The following is a 22,430-nucleotide window of genomic DNA, read 5'->3' as shown; positions in this document are numbered from 1 at the left end:
TAGTTCGAAGACGTTCTTGGTTCGAAGACGTTCCTAGAGCAGCGCGCTCTTTGCCTCGTCCATGGCCTTCTTGGCGGCCTCGGCCGGGGACATGCGGTCGAAGTGGATCTCAAGGGCATAGCGGCCGATCACTTCCACCACTGCGCTGGAGCCCGCCGGCGGGACCGGGACGGCGTCGCCGAGTTCGCTGCTGATTTCGTCAATGAACTTCGCCGTCGCGGCGTCGGCGGGGCTCAGCTTGTCCGCAATGGCCGCGCGGACCTCCGAGTTGGCCGGGATGCCGCGGTCTGCCAGTCCGATTTTTCCCGCCTCGACGTTGTTGGCCAGGAAGTCGATGAACTTCTGGGCCTCGGCCGGATGCTTCGTCCGGGAACTGGCGGACCAGAACATGGAGGACTTGTAATACTGCTCGGCGTCAGCCGCACTGCCGTCAGTGCTCGGCGGGCGGTGGATCTCCAGCGCCTGGCCGGACGCCTTGCTCAGGGCACCGAGCTGGTTGGACCAGTACCAGGCCATGGCGTAACGGTTGGTGGAGAGTCCCTGCTGGTCGACCGAGGCTGTGGCATCCTCGGTGGTCACCGATGCCGGCGGGACTGCCTTGGAGTCCCGCATTTGTGCCTGGTACTCGTACCAGCCCCTGAGGTCGTTTTCGTCGAAGCCCAGTTTCCCGTCCCCGGTGAACAGCGTCTTGCCGTTCTGGCGGAGCCAGAGGTTGGTGGCAGCGTCGCCGGTGACTGCGCCGGTGCCGTACACGCCGTCTGCACTGGCCGCCGTGATGGCGGCCGCCGTCTTGTTGTAGTCCTCCCAGGTCCACGCGGAGTCATCGGGGATGCTGACCCCGCTGGCCGCCACGAGGGCCGGGTTGACCAGCACCACCTGGGCGTTGATGCCGCCGGTGACAGCAAATTGCTCACCCTCAACCTTGCCGGCATCGGCCACAGCCTGCTCGAACTTGGAGAGGTTCACGTCCTTGAGCTCGAGCAGCGCGCCCCGCCCGGCGTATTCGCCCAGGTAGGCAGCATCCATCTGGATGACGTCCGGGGCGTCCTGGGAGGCGACCTGGGTGGCCAGCTTGTCCCAGTAGCCGGACCAGTCACCGTATTCCCCCTCGATCTTGATGTTGGGATTCTCGGCTTCGAAGGCGTCGATCAGTTGCTGCGTCATCTTGTGCCGCACATCGGAGCCCCACCAGCTGAAACGCAGGGTGACGGGCCCGTCGGAGGCGGAAGGCGATCCTCCGCCGCAGCCGGTCAGGGCCATGGCGAGGACTGCTAAAACAGCCGCTGTTTTGGGGATAGTGGATTTTCGGGCGCTGAAAAGCATTCGTTGTCCTTTAGTCTCACAGTGGAAACGGTGATCAAGAAACCGCTTTCTCATACCTTAGGTGTGAGCCACCCCACACGTCAACAACGCACACAAAGTTACTTTTGCTCACAGGTGCGGTCAGTCGGCCTTGCGCCGTGAGGTTCTCCACAGCAGGAAACCGATGACCAGTGCTGAGAGCATACCCAGGGCACCGGTGACCACCAGCCCGGTCCGGACGCCGAACTGTTCCGTCAGCCAGCCTGCCAGCAGGCCGCCCAGGGCATGCCCGCCAAGAAGCAGCGGCAAGTACAGCGCCATGACCCTGCCACGGACGTCCGGCCCGGCCTCCAGCTGGACGGCGGTGGCGGCACTGGTCAGGAAGAGCAGTGTCATCAGTCCCACCACCACCAGCATCACGGTAAATGACGGCAGGTTCGGCATCAGCGCCGCCACGAGCTGGGCAAGGCCAAAAAGGCCCGCCGCGGCCACGATCCCTTTCCGGCCGAGTGTCCGCAGGCGGGCAGCCAGCAAGGCACCGGCCAGGGCGCCGACAGCGCTGACCGTGTTGAACATGCCAAATCCGGCAACGCCGTTATGCCAGACACGTTCGGCGAACGCCGCCAGGACCACGGGGCCGTTCATGCCGAACGCCCCCAGCAGCCCGGCCAGGGCAATCACCAGGAGCAGCGACGGCCGGTCCCGAACATACCGGAAGCCGGCCAGGAGCTGGCCCCGTCCCCGGACAGCCGGGGCATTCGCGTGCAGGAGCGCGGGCCGGATGCCTGCGATCATGCCCAGCACCAGCAGGCCAAGAAAGGCGTTGGACGCGAAAGCGGCCGCGGAGCCGGCGTGGGCAATGACCACTCCGCCCAGGGCGGGCCCGGCCATGGCGCCGAGCTGGCCAATGGCGTTGTTGAGGCCGATGGCCGGCCGGAGACCGGCGTCGCCCACCACTTCATTAACGAATACCTGGCGGGCGGGGCCGTCGATGGCGGAGGTGATCCCCAGCGCCATGCAGCTGGCGTAGACAATCCACACGGTAATCCCGCCGGTGGCGTCCCACGCCGCGAGGCCCACCGCAAGGAGGACGATCACGGACTGGCAGACCATCATGACGCTGCGCTTGGGGAAGATGTCCACCAGCAGGCCGCTGAGCGGGCCCACGATCAGCATGGGGAGAAACTGCAGCGCCACGGCAACGCCCACCGCAGCGGGACTGCCTGTCAGCTGGAGCACCAGCCAGTCCTGGGCCAGGCGCTGCATCCAGACGCCCATACTGCCGGCCAAGGTCATTCCCATGTACAGGCGGTAGTTGTGCTGCGTCAGCGGGTAGTACCAGCGGACCGGGCCTTTGGGGGTGTGGAGGGACTCTGCGGACTGGGGGCGGTCGGAAGACACGTCGGGCTCAACTCGGTAGTAACGGGGATTTGCAGAGAATTTCGAGGCGCGGATTCCCCGGGCGGGGACTTTCCTAGGCGCGGGTGGAGCGCATTTTGACCGACGCGGCGGCCAGGATCAGCATGCCGGGCACCACCACAAAGAGCGCCACAAGCATCCATACGAAGACGACGGCGGCGAACAGTGCCGTGACAAGGAGGAGGGAGCCGGTCCAGTCGCGCAGTGACAGAGTCTTGCCGGCTTCGAGGGCGGAGGACCAAGCGGCGGACTTCGAAACGGCCGACGGCGGGACGGCGCCGGTTGCGGAACCGGGTGCGTGCCGGTCGGCGTCGTCAGCAGGGCCGGCGACGTCGGACCAAGCGGCGGTGGTGCGCAGGAGCAGGACAGCACCGGCGGCTGCCAGGATGAGCGTGGCCGGAAGGACCACCGCGCTGCCCGGCAGCTGCCCGACTGTTGCGAGCAGAAGGTTCAGGACGATCACGACGGCGGCCACCGCCGTCGCAATGCCCAGTTTCCAGCTGCCCGGAAGGGCAGCCTTGAACGTTCCCCAGAGGCCACGGAGCGAGTCGTCCCGCCCGGAGAGGTGGCGTTCCAAGTGGGCGATGCCTGCCGCGTAGGCGGCGGGGATGGTGACAAGCGGGATGGACAGCACCAGCACCAGCAGTCCGGCCAGCAGGGTCTCGGAAAACAGTGCGAAGCGGTTGACCGGGATCGGTTCATTACGGCCGGATGCGGGTGTGGTGCTGTCCATGGTGCTCATTTTCTATTAGCCCTTAAGGCCCTGGGTGGAGACGCCTTCGACGATGTAGCGCTGGAAGACGAGGAAGAAGATCAGGACCGGGAGCAGGGCCAGGACGGACATGGCGATCATTGCTCCGTAGTCCGAGGACTGGGTCTGGTCCACGAAGAGCCGCAGTGCCAGGGGCAGCGGGTACTTTTCCGGGGTGTTCAGGTAGAGCAGCGGGCCCAGGAAGTCGTTCCAGCTCCAGATGAAGGAGAAGATCGAGGTGGAGATCAGGGCCGGTTTCATCAGCGGGAGCATGATGGAGGTGAAGATCCGCACGTGCCCGGCGCCGTCGATGCGGGCTGCTTCGTCCAGTTCGGCCGGGAGGTTGCGCATGAACTGGACCATGAGGAACACGAAGAACGCGTCCGCGGCGAGGAACTTGCCGATCAGCAGCGGGATGTAGGTGTCCACGAGCCCGAGCTGGTTGAAGATGATGTACTGCGGGATGATCACCACGTGGAAGGGCAGCAGCAAGGTGGCGATCATCATGCCGAAGAAGATGCTGCGGCCCGGGAACTTGATCCTCGCGAACGCGTACGCCGAGATGGACGCGGAGAGGATGGTGCCCACGACGGCGCCGATGGCCAGGATCAGGGAGTTGGTGAAGAACTGCAAGGTGGTGACCCCGCCGATCCCGTCCATCGCCGTGATGAAGTTATCGAAGCTGAAGTTATTGGACCACAGCGCGTTGTTGGCGCCGCCGATCTCGGAGTTCGGCTTGAACGACGAGGCGATCATCCACACGCCCGGGTACAGGACCACTGCCGTGAGGGCGAGGGCGACGACGTGGAAGGCCACGCTCTTGGCGCGCTTGGCCGTGACCGACTCGGACTTCGGGTTGTAGTGGGGCGCCTGCGCGTCCGGGGTGGACTGGGTGGGGGTTGCCATGGTTGTCATTTTGCGTCTCCGCTGTAGTGGACCCAGCCCTTGGAGGTCTTGAAGATGATCAGGGTGATGATGCCGACGACGATCAGGAGCAGCCAGGCCATCGCCGAGGCGTAGCCCATCCGGAAATCGGAGAAGCCGCGCAGGTACAGGTAGAGGGTGTAGAAGAGGGTGGAACCGGCCGGGCCGCCTTCACCGTTGGAAATGATGTACGCGGAGCTGAAGATCTGGAACGCGTGGATGGTTTCCATCAGCAGGTTAAAGAACACCACCGGGGAGAGCATGGGCCAGGTGATGTTGAAGAACTTCCGCACCGGCCCGGCACCGTCCATCGAGGCCGCTTCGTAGAGGTCCGCGGGGATCTGCTTGAGGCCGGCGAGGAAGATCACCATCGGGGCGCCGAACTGCCACACGGTCAGCAGGATGAACATCGGCATGGTCATGGACGGGTTGCCCACCCAGCCGCCGAGGTTGATCCCGAAGAAGGACAGGCCCTGGTCCACCGGCCCGGAATCGCCGAACATCGCCTTCCACACGATCGCGATCGAAACCGACGCGCCGATCAGGGACGGGGCGTAGAACGCGGACCGGTAAAAACCCTGGCCCTTGCGTGCACTGTTCAGCAGCATCGCCACAGCCAGCGCGGCGGCGAGCTTGAGCGGGGTACCGAAGACCACATAGCCCACGGTCACGCCCACCGACTGCATGAACCGCTCGTCCTGGAACATGGTGGTGTAGTTATCCAGCCCGATCCACTTGGGCGGATCGAACAGGTTGTAGTTGGTGAAGGACAGGTACAGCGAGGAAACCATCGGTCCTATGGTCAGGATGATGAATCCCAGCAGCCAGGGCAACAGGAACGTGTAGCCGGCGCGGGCATCCGCCCCCCGCTGCCGCGACTTGCGCGGCAGCGAGGGAGCGGACTGCGTCGAACGCCTGCTCAGGGTTGGGCTTTGAGTCACGAGTTCAATCCGTCAGTTAGTGATCGTCGGGCAGACAAAACGCTGCTCAGGCGTTCTGCTTGATGAGGTCTTCGGCTTCCTTGAACCACGCGTCAGCCGCGCCGTCCACGGTGACCTTGCCGTAGTTCAGCTCGGAGCTGATGCGCTTGAAGGAGGCTTCCAGCGTGCCGAAACCGACGATGGGCGGCTCGGGGGCGTCCTTGAGGTACTTCTCGATGGACTTCTCGTAATCGACCACGAGCTTGTCGGTGCCTTCGAAGGTGGTGCCGTCACGCTGGGTCTTCGAGGCGGGGACACCGCGGGAGGTCTTGAAGATCTGGCCAACTTCGGGGTCGTTGACCATGAAGTCGATGAACCGGGCAGCAGCATCCTTGTATTTGGTCTTCGCGCTGGCAACCATCAGCATGGACGGCTTCAGGAACAGGCCCAGGTTGTCCTTGTCATCCGACGGAACCGGAGCGAGCTTGAGCTCCTTGGCGCCGCTGTCCGCGAGGTAGCCGGCCATGAAGTTATCCCAGGTGACCTCCGTGGCGGTCACATTGGAACCAAACGGGGACTTGGGTGCGAGCTGCGTGGCCCGTTCCTCCGAGATGAGGGCCGGGGTGCCGCGAAGTGCACCAGCGGTATTCCACCACTTCTTCAAATCATCCTTGGTAAAGCCGAGCTTGCCGTCATCGGTGAAGGCCTCGATGTTGTTCTGGCGCAGCCAGACGTTGAACATCCACCACACACCGGTGTAGTCCGTGCCGCCGAAGAGCGTACCGCCGCCTTTGGCTCCAACTTCGCTCAGGAACGCGTTGAACTCCTTGTAGTTCCAGGTGCCATCCGGCTCCGCGATGCCGAGGGATGCGAGCTTGGCCGGGTCGTAGTAGACGGCGAAGGCGTTGGTGCTGGTGGGGATGCCATAGGTCTTGCCCCGGATCTGGCCCGAGGGCAGCAGGGTCTTGTCGAAGGCGTCCGTGTTGATCTTGACAGTGCCCAGGTCCAGGAGCTGGTTACGCTGGCCGTAATCGCGGAGGTAGGACAGGTCCCACTGCATGACGTCCGGAAGTCCGCCGCCTGCGGCCTCCGTGGCGCGCTTCTGCCAGTAGCCGGCGAAGTCGGTGAAGTTGCCGTTGACCTTGATGTCGGGGTTCTTGGATTCGAAGAGCTCAATAGCCTTGCGGGTGCGCGTCGCGCGGTCGTCGTTGCCCCACCAGGTGTAGTTGATGGTGACCGGCTTCTCCGCCGTGCCGGTTTCCCCGGCCGTCGTGCTGGAACCGGTACCGCAAGCCGCCAAAGCAGCGGCGGATGCGGTGCCGATTGCCACGGTGGTGAGGAAATGCCTTCTGTTGATCATGAGAGCCTCCTTGCTCGTTTTGCGTAAACCCGTACCCATTTATCTACAACGTGAGCAGTGAGCTGGCTTACACACCTTCTGAAACGATACAATAGCGTCATTCCCCGTCGCGGGCAAGCGTTTTCCAAACATCGATTTTCATGTACGTTTTTATCCAACCACCAGACAAAGGAGTCCCATGACTTTGCAGGAACAATCCGGCCCGGCGAGCGTCTGGGACGGGGTCCAGGGCATCGCCTATGGCGGAGACTACAACCCTGAGCAGTGGCCCGCCAGTGTCCGGCTGGAAGACCTGGAGCTGATGAAGGAAGCAGGCGTCACGTTCCTCAGCGTTGGGATCTTCTCCTGGGCCTTGCTGGAACCGGCCGAAGGCGAATACGACTTCGGCTGGCTGGATGAAGTCCTGGACAACCTCGCCGCCAACGGGATCAAAGTTGCCCTGGCAACGGCCACCGCCGCTCCCCCGGCCTGGCTGGTCCGCAAGCACCCCGGGATCCTGCCCGTCACGGCTGACGGAACGGTGCTGGGACCAGGCTCACGGCGGCACTACACACCGTCGTCGGCCGCTTTCCGGCGCTACGCAACGGGCATCACCCGGATCATCGCGGAACGGTACAAGGACCATCCTGCGCTGGCGCTGTGGCACGTGGACAATGAGCTCGGCTGCCACATTTCCGAGTACTACGGGCCGGAGGATGCCGCGGCCTTCCGCGGCTGGCTGAAACGCCGTTACGGCAGCATCCAGGCCCTAAACGCGGCCTGGGGAACGGCATTCTGGTCCCAGAGCTACGGCTCCTTCGAGGAAATCCTGCCGCCCGCCGTCGCCCCGTCGACGCTCAACCCGGGCCAGCAGCTGGACTTCCAGCGGTTCAACTCGTGGGCGCTGATGGACTACTACCGCGAGCTGGTGGCGGTCCTGCGGGAAGTCACTCCCGGGGTTCCCTGCACCACCAACCTGATGGCCTCCAGCGCCACCAAGTCGATGGACTACTTCGAGTGGGCCAAGGACCTTGACGTCATCGCCAACGACCACTACCTGGTGGCCGCAGATCCCGAGCGCCAGATCGAACTCGCGTTCAGCGCGGACCTCACCCGGGGAATTGCGGGCGGCGACCCGTGGATCCTGATGGAACATTCGACGTCGGCCGTCAACTGGCAGCCCCGCAACCAGCCCAAGATGCCCGGCGAAATGCTGCGGAATTCCCTCGCCCATGTGGCGCGCGGGGCTGACGCCGTGATGTTCTTCCAGTGGCGCCAGAGCTTTGCCGGGTCCGAGAAGTTCCACTCCGCCATGGTTCCGCACGGCGGCCGGGATACGCGTGTGTGGCGCGAAGTGGTGGAGCTGGGGTCTGCGCTGAAACGGCTTGCGCCGGTCCGGGGCTCCCGCGTGGAATCCAGGACTGCCATCGTGTTCGATTACGAGGCGTGGTGGGCCAGCGAGATCGATTCCAAGCCGAGCCAGGACGTGAAGTACCTGGACATGCTGCGGGCTTTCCACCGGTCGCTGTTCCTGCGCGGGATCTCTGTGGACATCGTCCATCCGTCCGCCTCGCTGGAGGGCTACGACCTGGTGCTGGTCTGCACCTTGTATTCGGTGTCCGACGACGCGGCAGCGAACATTGCGGCAGCCGCGCACGCCGGAGCCACCGTGCTGGTCACGTACTTCAGCGGCATTGCCGACGAACAGGACCACATCCGGCTGGGCGGCTACCCGGGCGCGTTCCGTGAGCTGCTGGGCATCCGGGTGGAGGAGTTCCACCCGCTGCTGGCCGGCACACAGCTGAAGTTGAGCGACGGCGGCGTCTCAACGATCTGGAGCGAGCACCTCCATCTGGCTGGCGCTGAGGCGGTCCAGGCATTCACCGAGTACCCGCTCGAGGGTGTGCCCTCCCTGACGCGTCATGGAGTTGGCTCCGGTACTGCCTGGTATCTGGCCACTTTCCCTGACCGCGACGGCATCGAGGCCGTTGTGGACCGGCTGCTGGCCGAATCCGGTGTTGCACCCGTTGCCCAGGCAGATGCCGGCGTGGAGCTCACGCGCCGCCGGACCGCCGACGGCAGCTCATTCCTCTTCGCCATCAACCACTCGCGCTCAACGGCATCCGTTCAGGCCGCTGGCACGGACCTGGTGAGCGGCGGCCGCTTCAGCGGCACCGTTGAGGCCGGGGCCGTGGCGGTGATCGCGGAGGACTGACGCTTTGGTGGTCCCGGTTTCCGGTTTAGCCCGGGGCCGGGACCGGCTGGGTGCTGACTCGCGCGGGGGCTTGTCGCGGGGCTTATTGCCGAGCTGAGCCTCACGGAGCGTTCGACGGCGGCACGCGGGTGAGTCGCCCGGCCCGCCGTGGGTTCCTGGGCTCCGGGATCGGTGCGACCTTAATTGTCGTACCCCTCTGGAAGAGTGTTCCCATGGAAGCTCTTAGGGTTCAGCGCGCAGGGCACGGCGGCCACGCCGGCCTGCGAAATCGTGCTGATTCGCCTGTTGGGGGCGCTTCCAAGAGTCTGACGTTCGACGGCAGCGCCCGGCCAGCCGCGGCCCGGTTGTTCGCTTCCCGCCGATTGGTTCTCCGGACCGGAAACGCAGCGGGGCTAAATTGTCGTACCCCGTTGAAAGAGTGTTCCTATGGAAGCTCTTAGGGTTCAGCGCGCGGGGCACGGCGGCCATGCCGGCGTGCGAAATCGTGCTGATTCGCCTGTTGGGGGCGCTTCCAGCGGCCGCGGTTTCGGCGGCGGTGCCCGGGCCGACCAGCCTGAACGGCTGGGCGTGAGCTGCACTCCTTTCACGGAGGCTGTCGGGCTTCAGGACACCGCCGAAGCCCCCGGTCTCCTTGAGGCTGTCAAAGCGGCCGGGCTCGTTGAGGCTGCCGCACCGGCCGCGAGTATTGCGGCCGCCGGAGCTTCCGGATCCGGCGGATACGGGGCCGGGGCCGCCGCACTCCTCCAGGCCATCGCGGTGGTGAACGCCGCGGCCATCGCGGCTCCCGGGGCGTTGGCGATGGCCGACTACGCCGAAGCCGCGCAATACGCCGGCATGGCCGAGGAACTCTCCCGGACCGTGGAATACCTGCAGATCCTCAGCGCCGGCGCCGTGGACCACACCCGCACCCAGGCCATCACCGACGCAGCAACCGCCCGCTCCAGATCCGCCCGGTCCTGGGTCACCGGCTGGGACAACGGCACTGAAACCCTGAACGAAACCGACACCGCGTGGCCCGCCGCCTCCGCGGATGGCAGGACGGCGCCGGTCCCTGCGCGCACCGTTCCGCCGTCACCGGCCGATGACGGGTGCAAGAACACCGAAGAATTCCTCCGCGTCCGGCTCCGGATCGGTGTCAGCGAAGCCCGCCGCCGCCTCCACCTCGCCCACTGCGTCCTGCCCGCCACCACCCTCACCGGCGACACCACACCCGCGCTCCGCGAACACCTCGCCGCAGGACTGGCACCAACAACCAGCACCACCTCCGACAGCGAAACGGCTACCGGCACGGACACCAGCACTGCCCCGGACACAAACACGGACGAAAGCGGGCCGGACGTTTCCTTCGCGAGCCCGGCTGTGTCATCCCGGGCCGGGACGATCATCAGCCTCACCCTGAACCGGCTCCAACACCAGACCACCCCCGAAACCCTCGCCCGGATCGAGCAGGACCTCACCCGCACCGCCGCCACCGCAGACCCGGACTTCCTCACCCGCGTCGCCCGCCGCTGGGCCGACACCCTCGACGCCGACGGCACCGAACCCAGCGAAGAAACCCTCCGCCACACACAGGGCGCATTCATCCGCAAACCCCGCCACGGCCTGCACCACCTCGAAATCTTCGCCACCACCGACCAATACGAACACCTCCTCACCGTCATGAACACCGCCACCAACCCCCGCACCACCAGCCCAGACACAAGCGGGGCTGACAAGGGCACTGTGACCGACTCCGGCGCCGGCGCCGGGGACATCTGGCAGGACAACGAGATAGACCTGGACCGCCGCACCCGGTCCCAGAAACAACTCGACGGCATCATCGGCGCCGTCAAAGCCGGCCTGAACACCAACACCCTGCCCACCACCGGCGGCAACCGCCCCCAAATCATCGCCACCATCAACTACCAAGACCTCTTCCCCGACCCCGGCACCGACGCCGCGCCTGAAGAAACAGCCACCGGGACCGGAACCTTCGTCTTCACCGGCCCCGTCGCCGCCACCACCCTGCGCAAAATCGCCTGCGATGCCGACATCATCCCCGCCCTCCTCGGCACCCACAGCGAAATCCTGGACCTCGGCCGTAAAACCCGGCTCTTCACCCCAGCCCAACGCACCGCCCTCACAGCACGCGACCAAGGCTGCACCTTCCCCAACTGCACCACCCCCGCGCCCTGGTGCGAAGCACACCACATCACCTACTGGTCCCACGACGGCCCCACCGATCTCAACAACGGCGCACTCCTATGCACCCACCACCATCACCTCGTCCACAAAGAACAATGGACCATCACCAACCAAAACGGCGTGCCCTGGTACACACCCCCACGCCACATCGACCCCACCCAAAAACCACAACAAAACCACTACTTCAAACCCCCACCGCCACCCCGCGAATAACCACCCACAGCAACAAACGGCAACGCCCGAACAAGAGTAGAACCGGGATGGGTAGACACCGGCCGGTGCCAGGCGTGCGACCCGTGCCCGGCGGGCGCGGGGCGCCTGACCGACGAACCGGCGGTGCCCGACGGGCGCGCGGCGCCTGACAGACGTGCGACCCGTGTCCGGCGGGCTCGCGGCGCCTGACAGACGTGCCACCCGTGCCAGGCGGGCGCGCGGCGCCCGACAGACGGACGGTCGATGCCCGACGGGGCGTTGATGGCCCGACACGCAAGGGCCAGGACCAGCAAGCCCCAAACGAAAATGACCCCGCGACGTGCGAAATGACCAGCAACCGTCCGACAGGCACCGAATCATGACCGACGCGGCCTTGCACAGAGTTGCAGGATGCAGGAATGCAGGAATGCAGGGGACGACACCGGACAGGTGATCAGGGCAGCACTACCAGACGACATCTCCGTAATCCGTGACATCGAGGCCGCGGCCGGAGAGCTCTTTCGCGAAATCGGGATGAACGCGATAGCGGACGATCCCCCTCCCGCTGAAGGCGATCTGGCACCCTACCTGGGCGGGGGCAGGGCATGGGTTGCCACCGACGCCGCCGACAATCCCATCGCCTACGTCCTTGTCGACGTCATTGACGACTGGGCCCACATCGAGCAGGTCACAGTCCACCCGCTTCACAGCCGCAAGGGTCACGGCAGTTCACTCATCGACCACGCGGAACGATGGGCCGCCGCACACAACCTGGATGGAATGACGTTGACAACTTTCCAGGACGTCCCTTGGAATGCTCCCTACTACGAGCGCCTCGGCTTCGTTCACGTCCCCGAACAGGCCTGGTCCGATGGTCTGCGCCAGATCGTGAGACAGGAAAACCATCACGGTCTGAATGCCTGGCCACGGGTCGTGATGAAGAGAAAGATCGACCACCAGAACCCATGACGCTGAGGCTGAAGCACCACCGAGTCCGGCAGGACGAATGGTTCCCAGCCCCGACCAAGCTTAAACAGCTCCGCCCCGGGGGAACCAATGGTTCCTGCCGGGGCGGAGCTGCCACCCGCCGTCGGACGTTCCTGAGAGGAGGCTAAGAACGTCCGGAGCCATTGTGGCGGTTGAGGACTGGATACTGCGAGGACTAGCTGCTGATGGCCGACTTCATTTCGTCGTGGGCCTTCTTGCCGGCCTCATCAGTCGAGAGCCTGTTGAAGAGGACCTCGGATGTGTACCGCTTGACGATCTCCTGGATTGCACCGGCGCCCTTCGGCGGCGGAGCCGGGGCCTCGCCGAGTTCACCCTTGATCTGGTCGATGAACTTGACCACCTTGATGTCAGCGGGGGTCAGCTTGGCCGCAATGGCTTCGCGAACTTCGGTGTTGGGGTAGACGCCGCGGTCTGCCAGGAGGGCCCCGCCGGCCTTCTCATTGTTGGCCAAAAAGTCAATGAACTTGGCCGTCTCCTTGGGGTGCTTGGTGCGTGAGGAAGCGGACCAGAACTGGGACGCCTTGTACCAAAGCTTCGTGTCGGCAGCCTTGCCGGTCTTCGACGGGAACCGCAGGATCTGGAGGTCGCTGCCCGCTGCCTTCTCGAGGGCCGGCAACTGATTGGACCACCAGAAGGCCAGCCCGTTCTTACCCGTGGCCAGGCCGCTCTGGTCGAGCGGGGCAGCCTCGGCTTCCACAACCTCGGAGGCGGACGGAACAGCCTTCTTCTCGCTGAGTTCCTTCAGGAACTTCCACCACTCGGCGATGTCGGCCGGCTCGAATCCCAGCTTGCCGTCCGAGGTGTAGAGGGACTTGCCGTTCTGCCGGAGCCAGACGGCCAGCGAAGCCTCGTCCGTACCGTAGGCGGCCGAGCCGTAGCTGCCCTTCGGGGACTTCTCGGTGAGTTCGGCGGAGATGCGGCCGAAGTCTTCCCAGGTCCAGGTCTTGTCATCCGGAAGCGGTACTCCGGCTGCCTGGAATACAGCAGGGTTGGCGATGATCGTGGCCGCGTTGATGCCTGCAGCGATACCGGTCAGTCCATCTTCGCTCTTGCCGGCATTCAGGGCGGCCTCGTCCAGCTTCGACGTGTCGATCTCATACTTGGAGAGGTCCAGCAGCGCGCCGCGGCTGGAGTACTCGGTGATGTACTTCTCGTCCATCTGAATGATGTCCGGGGCGTCGTTGGCGGCAACCTGGGTGGCCAGCTTGTCCCAGTAACCGCTCCAGTCGCCGTATTCGGGCTTGATCTTAATCTTGGGGTTCTCGGCCTCGAAGGCAGCGATGGCAGCCTGGGTCAGCTGGGCGCGCTTGTCGCTGCCCCACCAGGAGAAGCGAAGTTCGACGGTTCCGTCGGCACTCTGAGGGGAGGCTCCCCCGCCGCAGGCGCTCAGTGCGAGAACGGCGGCGGCTGCAGCGGCAACCACACCTGTCTTGCGGAACCGGCGCCGTGCGCCGTTGGAGGGTGTCTCTGCCGAATGATTCTGGGCAGCAGACTCAGAGCGGGGAAAAAGCGGCACTGGATACTCCGATCTTCTTTGATCTTGTTGCTGGGGATGTGAAAACGAGGAAGCGTTTTCTTAGATTTGATACTACAAGTTAGGAACTTGTATTACAAGAGGTTTTTTTGAATGACCGCAGGGCGCTCCGCCGCCGAAGGTTCGGCGCCTGGGGTCGTCCCCGTCGCAGGGCCGGCCGACGCCGGAGGTTCCGCAGGTGGGGCAGTCGCCCACGCGTTGCGCGCCGACGCCGGGGTACGGCGCGCGGACGCGACACCGCCACAGGGCCGGCCGACGCCGGGGTATGGCGCGCGGGCGCGTCACCACCACAGGGCCGGCCGACGCCGGAGGTACGGCGCGCGGGCGCGTCCCGTCCACAGGAGGTGCCGTCGTCGGGCATTCCGGGCGCAGAAGAGCCCGACTTGGGTCCGACCGGGCGCAGAAACGCCCGACTTGCGTCCGGCCGGGCGCAAAACGGCCGACGGCCCGTCCGGTGGGACGGGCCGTCGGTTTCGGGCGGTAAGCCCGAAGGATGAATCTGCGGGTTTGGCCTATTTGATGCCGGTGGTGGCGATGCCCTTGATGAGGAACCGCTGGCCGAAGAGGAACACCAGGAAGACCGGGAGCAGCGACACGATGGACATTGCAAACAGCGATCCCCAGCTGGTGGCGGACTGCGAGTCCACAAAGGCGCGCAGGGCGACCGGGACGGTGAACATATCGGGGTCCGTGAGGTAGATGAGGGCGCCGAAGAAGTCGTTCCAGGTCCAGATGAAGGTGAAGATGGTGGTGGTGGCCAGGGCCGGGACCATCAGGGGCAGGATGACGCGCAGGAAGATGCGGGGGTGGCCCGCGCCGTCGATGCGTGCGGCCTCGTCCAGGTCCTTCGGAATGCCGCGGATGAACTGGACCATCAGGAAGACGAAGAACGCATCCGTGGCCAGCAGCTTTGGCACGATCAGCGGCCAGAACGTGTTTACCCAGCCGATCTGGGAGAACAGGATGTACTGCGGGACGATCACCACGTGGAACGGCAGCATGATGGTCAGCAACATGATGCCGAAGAACAGCTTCTTGGCCGTGAACTGCAGCCGGGCGAAGGCGTACGCGGCCATCGAGCAGGAGATCAGGTTGCCCAGGATGGAGCCGATGACCACGATCGCGGAGTTGAGCATGTAGTGCCCGAAGGGGTGGGTCAGGGCTGACCACCCGTCGGTGTAGTTGGACATTTCCAGGCTGTTGAGCCAGAGTCCGGGTTCGCGGAAGATCAGCTCGTTGGCCCGGAGTGAGGACACCACCATCCACAGCAGCGGGTAGATCATCAGCCCGCCTGTCAGGATCAGGATGGCGTGCTTGATCAGGGCCCTGGTCCGCTGCGACCGGCTGAAGGCCAGGGTGCCGCGGGATTCCCGGGGCTTGCGGTGGTTCTTAGGCTTGCCGGCGCCGGAAGTCTTCCTGTCCGGGGCGGGCAGCGTCTGCAGCTTAGTCGTCATAGAAAACCCAATACTTGGAAGCGATGAAGTTGATGGCGGTGAACACACCGATGATGACCAGCAGGAACCAGGCCATGGCCGAGGCGTAGCCCATGTCGAACTGGCCGAAGCCCTTCTGGTAGAGGTACAGCGTGAAGAACATCGTGGAGTCCGACGGGCCGCCGTTGCCGCCCGAGACGATGAACGCCTGGGTGAAGGACTGGAACGAACCGATGATCTGCAGGACCAGGTTGAAGAAGATGATCGGGCTGAGCATCGGCATGGTGATCTTCCAGAACTGCTGAAGAGTGCTGGCACCGTCGACCTTTGCGGCCTCGTAGTACATCACCGGGATCTGCCGGAGGCCTGCCAGGAAGATGATCATCGGGGCGCCGAAGGTCCACACGTGGAGCAGGACGATGGAGCCGAGCGCGGTGCTGGGGTCCGAGATCCAGCCCGGTCCCTGGATGCCGAACATCGCCAGGACCTGGTTGACCAGGCCGGTGGTGCCAAAGATCTGCTTCCACAGGATGGCAACGGCCACCGAGCCGCCCAGCAGGGACGGCAGGTAGAACACGGAACGGTAGAATGGCAGGCCGCGCAGGCCCTTGTCCAGCACCAGTGCGATCAGCAGTGCGACCGCGAGCTGCAGCGGCACACCAATGAACACGTAGGTGAAGGTCACCCGGAGGGAGTTGTGCAGCCGGGCGTCGCTGAGCATCCGGGTGAAGTTGTCCAGGCCGGTCCATTCCGGCGGCTGGAGCAGGTTGTAGTCCGTGAAGGACAGGTAAAGGGACATCAGCATCGGGCCGATGGTGATGGCGACGAGGCCCACCAGCCACGGCAGGAGGAAGATGTAGGCGGCCTTGTTGTCCCGGCCGTTGGCTTTCTTCTCCTCAGCCGTCATCCGGCCTTTGCGGCGGGAGATTGTGCTGAGTTCACTGATGGCGCTCATTGCGGTGACTCCATTTCACGCAGCAGGCCCGCCGGTGCCGGCACGCATGCCGGCCGGGGCGTCCTGGGGATATGTTTAGCGGCCATGTGGTCTCCTTTGGTCATCGTGGCCCTCCACGTCTGGGGTTGATCGCCGGGGCGATCTGGATGCGTCCCGCCTCCGGTGGCGGATCCTGGTGCTGCAAGCAGCGGTTGATGCTGTTTCCGCGGTCCGGATCTGCCGCCGCCCGGCGGGACGATGAAAAAGCGGCTCCGTACCAAAGTAAACGGTTTCTTGACTCCTGTACAGCCCTTTGTTAGTTTTTGAGAAAGCGTTTTCTGTAACTGGAATCACTCTACCCATACTTCAACACCCAAGGGGCACAACAATGCGGTTTGGTCTCAACAAGTCTTCACTGGGCATCGCCGGAGCCGCTGCGGCCCTGGCGCTGGTTCTCACCGGCTGCGGCGGCGGCGGCCAGACTGCAAAAGTGGGTACTGTCGAGGACCCCGTAGTCCTCCGGTTCGCCTGGTGGGGAAATGACTCCCGCGCCAAAACCACCCTCGAAGTCATCAAGGACTTCGAAGCCGCCAACCCCACCATCAAGGTTCAGGGCGAAAACACCGAGTTCAGTTCCTACTGGGACAAGATGGCCACGCAGATCGCCGGCGGCACCACCCCCGACGTCTTCGCCATGAGCGGTTCGTATCCCAGCGAATACTCCAGCCGCGGCGTGCTGCTGGACCTGGCCAAGGTCAAGGACCAGCTGGACACCTCCAAGTTCGCGGAGGGAACCGTGGACCTGGGCAAGATCGACGGCAAGCAGTACACCATCACCGCCGGCGTGAACTCCATGTCCATGGTCGTCGATCCCGTGGTCTTCGAAAAAGCCGGCGTGAAACTCCCGGACGACGAGACCTGGACCTGGGACGACTTTGCTGACATCGCCGCGGAAATCACGAAGAAGTCCCCGCAGGGTACCTTCGGCACCACCCCCATGGCCAACGATTCCTTCCTGGCAGTCTGGGCCCGCCAGAACGGCGAGGACCTGTACACCGAAGACGGCAAGAAGATGGGCATCAGCGAAGACACCCTGACGAAGTGGTTCGAGCTGAACAAGAAGCTGATGGAAACCGGCGGGGCGCCGTCGGCATCCCAGACCGTGGAAGACGGCTCCGCCCAGCCTGAACTGACCCTGATGGGCCAGGGCAAGCAGGGCATGAAGATCTCCTGGAGCAACCAGATGACCTCCTACTCGGGTTCGCCCCTGGTCATGATGAAGTTGCCCGGCGAAAGCAAGGAGCCCGGCGCGTGGCTGCGGTCGTCCATGGAATACGCCATCTCCTCCAAGTCGGCCCAGCCCAAGGAAGCGGCCCTCTTCATCAACTACCTCGTGAACAACATGGACGCGGCCAAGAAGATCAAGAGTGACCGCGGCATGCCTGCCAACACGGAGCTGAAGGCCGGCATCACCCCGCTCCTGAAGGATTCCCAGCAAAAGGAAGCCGCATACCTGGACCGCATCGCCGAGCTCAAGATTGCAGCTCCGAAGCCGTTCCCCGCCGGTTCGTCGTCCACACTGGAGGTTTTGAACCGATACAACACGGATGTACTGTTCGGAAAGGTCTCCCCGCGTGACGCCGCCAAGGGCATGATTTCCGAGGTCAACCAGAACCTGGGCTGACCTGCAGCGACGCCGACCACCCCTTCGAACACAGGCAGGCCAGTGAGTACACCACAAGAGCCCATGCGGCCCAGCGCGATCGCCGGCTATGAGGACTGGCCCGGCTACGTCCGGAACCGGCCCCGCCACCAGGCAGCCACCCCGGCAGCGCAGGATCTCGCGGATGCCCTGGGCGTTCCGGCAGCCCTCCCCCAGCCGGACGTCACCGTCCACTGGGAGGAAACGTACGACGGCGTCACCACCTCCGAGCTCAGCTGGCAGTTGGGCTTCGGCCCGCGCACCGCTGGCTGGCTCATGCGCCCGGCGGGGGCTTCCGGGCCGCTGCCTGGCGTCCTGGCACTGCACTGCCACGGCGGAAACAAGTTTGGCGGAGCAGACCGGCTCGTCGAACTCCCGCAGTCCCACCCCTCCGCGGCAGCGGCCAGGGCCGGCCATTACGACGGGCGGGCCCTCGCAACCGAGGTGGCCCGGGCCGGCTTTGCCGTGCTGGCCCATGACACCTTTGCCTGGGGCAGCCGCCGGTTTGACCTCTCCGTGCCGCCGTGGCGGACTGCCTCCGCGCTGGAGGCGAGGAAGTCGCAGTGGCGGGAGGACGGCGTCGAACCAACCGATGCGGATCTGTACAACGCGGCAGCCGGTTTCCATGAGGACACCGTGGCCAAGGCGGCAGGCCTGCTCGGCACCAGCCTCGCCGGGATGGTGGCCCATGACGACCTCGCGGCACTGGACATCCTCGGCTCACTTCCCGGGGTGGATCCGGCGCGGCTGGGCTGCATCGGCTTCTCCGGCGGCGGCGGGCGGTCGCTCACGCTGGCGGCCCTGAGCCCGAGGATCAAGAGCTACGTGGTGACGTGCATGATGGCCACGTTCGGATCCCTTCTGCCCGCCTATCTGGACGCGCATTCCTGGCTGCTCCAGACGCCGGGGCTCTGGAAACTGGGCGACTGGCCGGAGCTTACCGCGAGATCGGGCGCTGACGGATTCCTGGTGCAGTACGCCCTGGCGGACCAGCTCTTTCCCGAGGAGGGCATGCGCGACGCCCACCGGATCCTGGAGTCGATCCACCCGGCCGGCTCCTACACCGGCAGCCTCTGGCCGGGCGGGCACGTCTTCACCGCAGAAATGCAAAATGAAGCCATCAGCTACCTCTCCAGGGCCCTGGGCGCCGGAAGCCCCGCGGTCCACCACTCAACCCGTTCCACCAATTAGGCACCGAGGACCATCGATGACTCAGCAATCAGCCTTCGCGGCACCAGACACCACAGCACCGCACTCTGGCGCGGGAACCGGCCCGGCCGCCACGCCGGCTGCCCGTCCGCGGATAGCCCTGGTGGGCGTCCACGGCTTCGGCGAGCGGCACCTGGCCAACCTTGCCCGGCTGGAGGCGGCCGGCGCCGTCGAACTCGTGGCGGTTGCGGATCCCAATCCTCCGCAGGACGGCAAGCTGGGCGGTTCCGTGGCGGTCTTCACCACGCTGGACGAACTGCTGGCCTCGGGAACGGCGCCCGATGTGGTCATCCTGGCCACCCCCATCCAGACGCACGCGCCCCTGGCGCTTGCGGCGCTGGCGGCGGGATGCGACGTTTATGTGGAAAAGCCTCCGGTGGCGTCCATGGCACAGTTCCGGGAGGTTTTGGCTGCGGCTGACGCATCGGGGAAGCTCGTCCAGGTGGGCTTCCAGAGCCTGGGTTCCCTCGCCCTGCCCGCGATCCGCGAATCGATCGTTTCCGGTGAGATCGGGGATGTCCTTGGCCTGAGTGCACAGGGCATGTGGCTGCGGACCAAGGGATACTTCAAGCGGTCCCGCTGGGCGGGCAAGCGCAGCCTCGAGGGAACCGACGTGGTGGACGGTGTAGCCACCAACGCGCTGGCGCATGCGGTGGCCACCGGACTGCACATGGCCGGCGCGCACACCCTGGCCGACGTCGAGTCCGTGGAGACCGACCTCTACCGGGCCAACGACACCCAGAGCGACGACACCTCCGTGATCCGCGTGCGTACTGAAGCCGGGCAGACCCTGCTGTGCGCACTGACCCTCTGTGCGCCGGACCAGCAGAACCCCTCGGTGACCGTTCACGGCACAAAGGGCGACATCACGTTCTTCTACACCGAGGACGAAGTGGTCACCACCACCGCGGCCGGCGAGCGCCGCAAGACGTTCGGGCGGACCGACCTGCTGGAGAACCTGATCGCGGCACGCAGCAGCGGCGCTCCCCTGCTCTGCGGCCTGGCGGATACGGGTGCGTTCACGTCCGTGCTGGAGGTCATCCGCACGGCTCCGGACCCGCAGGAGATTCCTGCCGCGCATATTACGTGGGCGGGCGACGCCGACGACGCCCACCCCATCGTCAACGGCATCCCAGAACTCATCGAACGCGCGGCCAAAGCGCAGGCGACGTTTGCCGAGCTTGGCGTCCCCTGGGCCCGCAGCCTCCCGCCCGTGCAGACCTTCGACCTTGCCGGGCATACCGTGGCGGACTACCAGGACGGCAGCCACATCCGGGCCGTGTCCTCGCCCCGCCCCTACCTCCACCCCGTCCGCACGCTGGCGGGCACGGTGGTCACCGACCACCAGCCGCTGGACCATGTGTGGCATCTGGGCGTGGGCGTTGCCCTGCAGGATGTGGACGGCGTTAACTTCTGGGGCGGCCGCACGTACACCCGCGCGGCCGGCGAATACGTCTGGCGCCCGGACCACGGCACCATCGTCCGCACCGGCGAACCGTCGCGGCAGGACGGCCGGCTGGCCGAGACCCTGTCCTGGAACGGACCCGACGGCGCTCCCGTCCTGACCGAGCAGCGCACCTGGACGTGGGCCGCAGCAGGCCCCTCCGTCTGGCGCCTCACCCTGGACTTTGAGCTCTCCCCCGCCGGCGATCAGCCCGTGAGCCTGGGCAGCCCCGGGTCCAACGGCCGCCACCAGGGCGGTTACGGCGGGTTCTTCTGGCGCCTTCCGGAATGCCTCGGGGCAACTGTGTGGACGCCTGCGGGCGCGGGTGAAGACGCGGTGCATGGAAGCGTCACGCCGTGGCTCGCCTGGTCCGGCAGCTTCAGCCCAGGAACGGACGACGGCGGCGCGGAAGACAGTGCCGCCGGCGGTGCCGCCACCCTGGTGTTCGTCGCCTCGGAAGGCTCCACGGACCCGTGGTTCGTCCGCGTTGACGGCTACCCGGGTGTTGGCCAGTCGCTGGCCTGGGACGCCCCCGTGATCGCTGAACCCGGCACCGCGGTACGCCGCAGCGTCACCGTGTTCATAGCCGACGGAATTTTGGGTACGCAAGACATCGAAACATTGATCAAGACGCAGGGGGACAACTCATGAGCCAGACCACCACCACACCAGGCCCACTCCTGGCGCCGCCCGCCGGCGCCCAGTCCACCGTCACGCGGACGGCACCCGCCTCCACAGCGGACCGCGAGATCAAGCGGCGCCGCGTCCTGGAAATCCTGGACGCCAAGGGGCAGGACTCCCTTCTGCTGACCACCCACACTGCCCTGACCTGGTACCTGGACGGCAGCCGGGTGCACATCAGCCTGGCGGGCGACCCCATCGCCGCGCTGCTCGTGGACCGGGACGGCGACCACCTGGTCACGTTCAACAACGAGGCCGGACGGATGGCGGCCGAGGAGCTCCCCGCCGGCGTCTCCCTGCACACCGTGCCCTGGCACGGGAACCTGCACGAGGCCGCTGCCGCCGTCGGACGTTCTTCCGGGCCCGCCGGATCGGCCGGCACACCTGCCGGAACCCCGCTGGCCGAGGCCGCAGTGGCCACCGAGCTCAGGGCCGCCCGGCAGCAGCTGCTTCCGGCCGAGAGCGCCCGCTACGCGCACCTCAGTGGCGAGCTCGCGGGCATCATGACCGACGTGCTGTCCACCGCCCGGCCGGACACCACGGAGTTCGAACTCGTGTCCGCCCTGGCCGGCCGTGTGGTTGCCGCGGGCGCGGAACCCCTGGTGCTCCTGTGCAACGGCAGTTCCCGCAGCGACTTCCGCCACCCGTTGGCCACGCACACCCCGCTCGGCCGCCGCGCCATGGCTGTGGTGTGTGCCCGCCGGGACGGCCTGGTTGCCAACATCACCCGCTGGGTCAGGTTCGACGCCGGCACCCCCGAAGAGCTCGACGCCGAGTCCCGGATCGCAGCTGTTGAGGCGGACATCTTCGACGCGACGGTCCCCGGCGCCCGGCTGGACCGCATCTTCGGCGAGATCAAGGCGGCCTACGTCCGCCACGGCTTCGGCGCGGAGCAGTGGGAGCAGCACCACCAGGGCGGCCCGGCGGGCTACGCCGGGCGGGATCCCCGCGTCACCGCGGCCGCCACGGACACCGTGGTGCTCAACCAGCCGTTCACCTGGAACCCGTCCGGACCCGGCGTCAAGATCGAGGACACGGTCCAGCTCACCGAGTCGGGCGTGAAGGTCCTGACGGTGGACGACCGCTGGCCCACCACCACCGTGAACGGCCTAAGGCGCCCGGTCACGCTGCAGCTCTAGGCCAAACGCTCGTTACCTTCTTCGTAGCCCCTTTCTGGTGCAGGATGTGGGGTGTGCTGGCCTGCCGGTCCCGGCATGATTGCGACGCTCTGTTGTTGAT

At 65.6% G+C, this 22,430-nt stretch carries 16 protein-coding genes; 7 read left to right on the top strand and 9 right to left on the bottom strand.

The window, feature by feature from the left end; all coding sequences use genetic code 11:
* Nucleotides 1–33: 33 nt before the first annotated feature.
* The 6 genes from J2X42_RS13165 to J2X42_RS13140 all read right to left on the bottom strand — a co-directional run bounded on the left by J2X42_RS13165 (nucleotide 34) and on the right by J2X42_RS13140 (nucleotide 6,676).
* A complete protein-coding gene (locus J2X42_RS13165; RefSeq protein ID WP_310165812.1) occupies nucleotides 34–1,323 on the bottom strand; it encodes an extracellular solute-binding protein in 1,290 nt (429 codons plus the stop codon).
* 120 nt (nucleotides 1,324–1,443) lie between these two features.
* Entirely contained in the window at nucleotides 1,444–2,703 is a 1,260-nt protein-coding gene (locus J2X42_RS13160; protein WP_310165811.1) for an MFS transporter, read from the bottom strand.
* Between the two features lie 73 nt (nucleotides 2,704–2,776).
* A complete protein-coding gene (locus J2X42_RS13155; protein WP_310165808.1) occupies nucleotides 2,777–3,463 on the bottom strand; it encodes a Poxvirus protein I5 in 687 nt (228 codons plus the stop codon).
* 6 nt (nucleotides 3,464–3,469) lie between these two features.
* The gene (locus J2X42_RS13150; RefSeq protein WP_310165806.1) at nucleotides 3,470–4,387 is read right to left on the bottom strand and encodes a carbohydrate ABC transporter permease; all 918 of its coding nucleotides are present in this window, start codon (nucleotides 4,385–4,387) and stop codon (nucleotides 3,470–3,472) included.
* Nucleotides 4,384–5,337 carry a sugar ABC transporter permease gene (locus tag J2X42_RS13145; protein WP_310165804.1) on the bottom strand — a complete coding sequence of 318 codons (954 nt, stop codon included), beginning with the start codon at nucleotides 5,335–5,337 and terminating at the stop codon, nucleotides 4,384–4,386. The genes J2X42_RS13150 and J2X42_RS13145 overlap by 4 nt, the downstream gene beginning before the upstream one ends.
* A gap of 46 nt (nucleotides 5,338–5,383) precedes the next feature.
* Nucleotides 5,384–6,676 (bottom strand): ABC transporter substrate-binding protein, encoded by a 1,293-nt coding sequence (locus J2X42_RS13140; RefSeq protein WP_310165802.1) that lies wholly within the window; start codon nucleotides 6,674–6,676, stop codon nucleotides 5,384–5,386.
* Between the two features lie 178 nt (nucleotides 6,677–6,854).
* Here J2X42_RS13140 and J2X42_RS13135 point away from each other — a divergent pair, with 178 nt between their 5' ends.
* The 3 genes from J2X42_RS13135 (at nucleotide 6,855) to J2X42_RS13125 (ending at nucleotide 12,215) form a co-directional block, all read left to right on the top strand.
* On the top strand, nucleotides 6,855–8,870 hold the full coding sequence (locus J2X42_RS13135; protein WP_310165800.1) for a beta-galactosidase: 2,016 nt from the start codon (nucleotides 6,855–6,857) through the stop codon (nucleotides 8,868–8,870).
* Nucleotides 8,871–9,296: 426 nt separating this feature from the next.
* Nucleotides 9,297–11,267, top strand: a complete 1,971-nt coding sequence (locus J2X42_RS13130; RefSeq protein ID WP_310165797.1) for a DUF222 domain-containing protein — start codon at nucleotides 9,297–9,299, stop codon at nucleotides 11,265–11,267.
* Between the two features lie 390 nt (nucleotides 11,268–11,657).
* Nucleotides 11,658–12,215: a GNAT family N-acetyltransferase gene (locus J2X42_RS13125; RefSeq protein WP_310165794.1), complete on the top strand. Its 558-nt coding sequence runs from the start codon at nucleotides 11,658–11,660 to the stop codon at nucleotides 12,213–12,215.
* Between the two features lie 193 nt (nucleotides 12,216–12,408).
* Here J2X42_RS13125 and J2X42_RS13120 read toward each other — a convergent pair whose 3' ends face one another.
* The 3 genes from J2X42_RS13120 to J2X42_RS13110 form a co-directional block, all read right to left on the bottom strand.
* Nucleotides 12,409–13,770 carry an extracellular solute-binding protein gene (locus J2X42_RS13120; RefSeq protein ID WP_310165792.1) on the bottom strand — a complete coding sequence of 454 codons (1,362 nt, stop codon included), beginning with the start codon at nucleotides 13,768–13,770 and terminating at the stop codon, nucleotides 12,409–12,411.
* Between the two features lie 530 nt (nucleotides 13,771–14,300).
* Nucleotides 14,301–15,242 carry a carbohydrate ABC transporter permease gene (locus J2X42_RS13115; RefSeq protein ID WP_310165790.1) on the bottom strand — a complete coding sequence of 314 codons (942 nt, stop codon included), beginning with the start codon at nucleotides 15,240–15,242 and terminating at the stop codon, nucleotides 14,301–14,303.
* Nucleotides 15,232–16,176 carry a sugar ABC transporter permease gene (locus J2X42_RS13110; RefSeq protein WP_310165788.1) on the bottom strand — a complete coding sequence of 315 codons (945 nt, stop codon included), beginning with the start codon at nucleotides 16,174–16,176 and terminating at the stop codon, nucleotides 15,232–15,234. The genes J2X42_RS13115 and J2X42_RS13110 overlap by 11 nt, the downstream gene beginning before the upstream one ends.
* A gap of 367 nt (nucleotides 16,177–16,543) precedes the next feature.
* On the opposite strand from J2X42_RS13110, the gene J2X42_RS13105 reads away from it, so the two are divergent.
* The 4 genes from J2X42_RS13105 to J2X42_RS13090 all read left to right on the top strand — a co-directional run bounded on the left by J2X42_RS13105 (nucleotide 16,544) and on the right by J2X42_RS13090 (nucleotide 22,330).
* Entirely contained in the window at nucleotides 16,544–17,839 is a 1,296-nt protein-coding gene (locus J2X42_RS13105) for a sugar ABC transporter substrate-binding protein (RefSeq protein ID WP_310165787.1), read from the top strand.
* A 63-nt stretch (nucleotides 17,840–17,902) separates the two neighbouring features.
* Nucleotides 17,903–19,048, top strand: coding sequence for an acetylxylan esterase (locus J2X42_RS13100; RefSeq protein WP_310166129.1), 1,146 nt, complete (start codon nucleotides 17,903–17,905; stop codon nucleotides 19,046–19,048).
* A 16-nt stretch (nucleotides 19,049–19,064) separates the two neighbouring features.
* Nucleotides 19,065–21,161, top strand: a complete 2,097-nt coding sequence (locus J2X42_RS13095; RefSeq protein ID WP_310165785.1) for a DUF6807 family protein — start codon at nucleotides 19,065–19,067, stop codon at nucleotides 21,159–21,161.
* The gene (locus J2X42_RS13090) at nucleotides 21,158–22,330 is read left to right on the top strand and encodes a M24 family metallopeptidase (RefSeq protein WP_310165784.1); all 1,173 of its coding nucleotides are present in this window, start codon (nucleotides 21,158–21,160) and stop codon (nucleotides 22,328–22,330) included. The genes J2X42_RS13095 and J2X42_RS13090 overlap by 4 nt, the downstream gene beginning before the upstream one ends.
* Nucleotides 22,331–22,430 lie beyond the last annotated feature (100 nt).

Source organism: Arthrobacter sp. BE255 (assembly GCF_031457335.1).
GTDB lineage: Bacteria > Actinomycetota > Actinomycetes > Actinomycetales > Micrococcaceae > Arthrobacter.
Note: the sequence above shows the minus strand (reverse complement) of the source record. Positions and strands in the feature narration are given on the sequence as shown.

Coding starts and splice junctions, on each gene's coding strand:
- J2X42_RS13105 (WP_310165787.1), top strand. CDS start 16,544: ATGCGGTTTGGTCTCAACAAGTCTTCACTGGGCATCGCCGGAGCCGCT.
- J2X42_RS13100 (WP_310166129.1), top strand. CDS start 17,903: ATGCGGCCCAGCGCGATCGCCGGCTATGAGGACTGGCCCGGCTACGTC.
- J2X42_RS13090 (WP_310165784.1), top strand. CDS start 21,158: ATGAGCCAGACCACCACCACACCAGGCCCACTCCTGGCGCCGCCCGCC.
- J2X42_RS13140 (WP_310165802.1), bottom strand. CDS start 6,676: ATGATCAACAGAAGGCATTTCCTCACCACCGTGGCAATCGGCACCGCA.
- J2X42_RS13095 (WP_310165785.1), top strand. CDS start 19,065: ATGACTCAGCAATCAGCCTTCGCGGCACCAGACACCACAGCACCGCAC.
- J2X42_RS13165 (WP_310165812.1), bottom strand. CDS start 1,323: ATGCTTTTCAGCGCCCGAAAATCCACTATCCCCAAAACAGCGGCTGTT.
- J2X42_RS13150 (WP_310165806.1), bottom strand. CDS start 4,387: ATGACAACCATGGCAACCCCCACCCAGTCCACCCCGGACGCGCAGGCG.
- J2X42_RS13110 (WP_310165788.1), bottom strand. CDS start 16,176: ATGAGCGCCATCAGTGAACTCAGCACAATCTCCCGCCGCAAAGGCCGG.
- J2X42_RS13130 (WP_310165797.1), top strand. CDS start 9,297: ATGGAAGCTCTTAGGGTTCAGCGCGCGGGGCACGGCGGCCATGCCGGC.
- J2X42_RS13125 (WP_310165794.1), top strand. CDS start 11,658: ATGCAGGAATGCAGGAATGCAGGGGACGACACCGGACAGGTGATCAGG.
- J2X42_RS13115 (WP_310165790.1), bottom strand. CDS start 15,242: ATGACGACTAAGCTGCAGACGCTGCCCGCCCCGGACAGGAAGACTTCC.
- J2X42_RS13135 (WP_310165800.1), top strand. CDS start 6,855: ATGACTTTGCAGGAACAATCCGGCCCGGCGAGCGTCTGGGACGGGGTC.
- J2X42_RS13155 (WP_310165808.1), bottom strand. CDS start 3,463: ATGAGCACCATGGACAGCACCACACCCGCATCCGGCCGTAATGAACCG.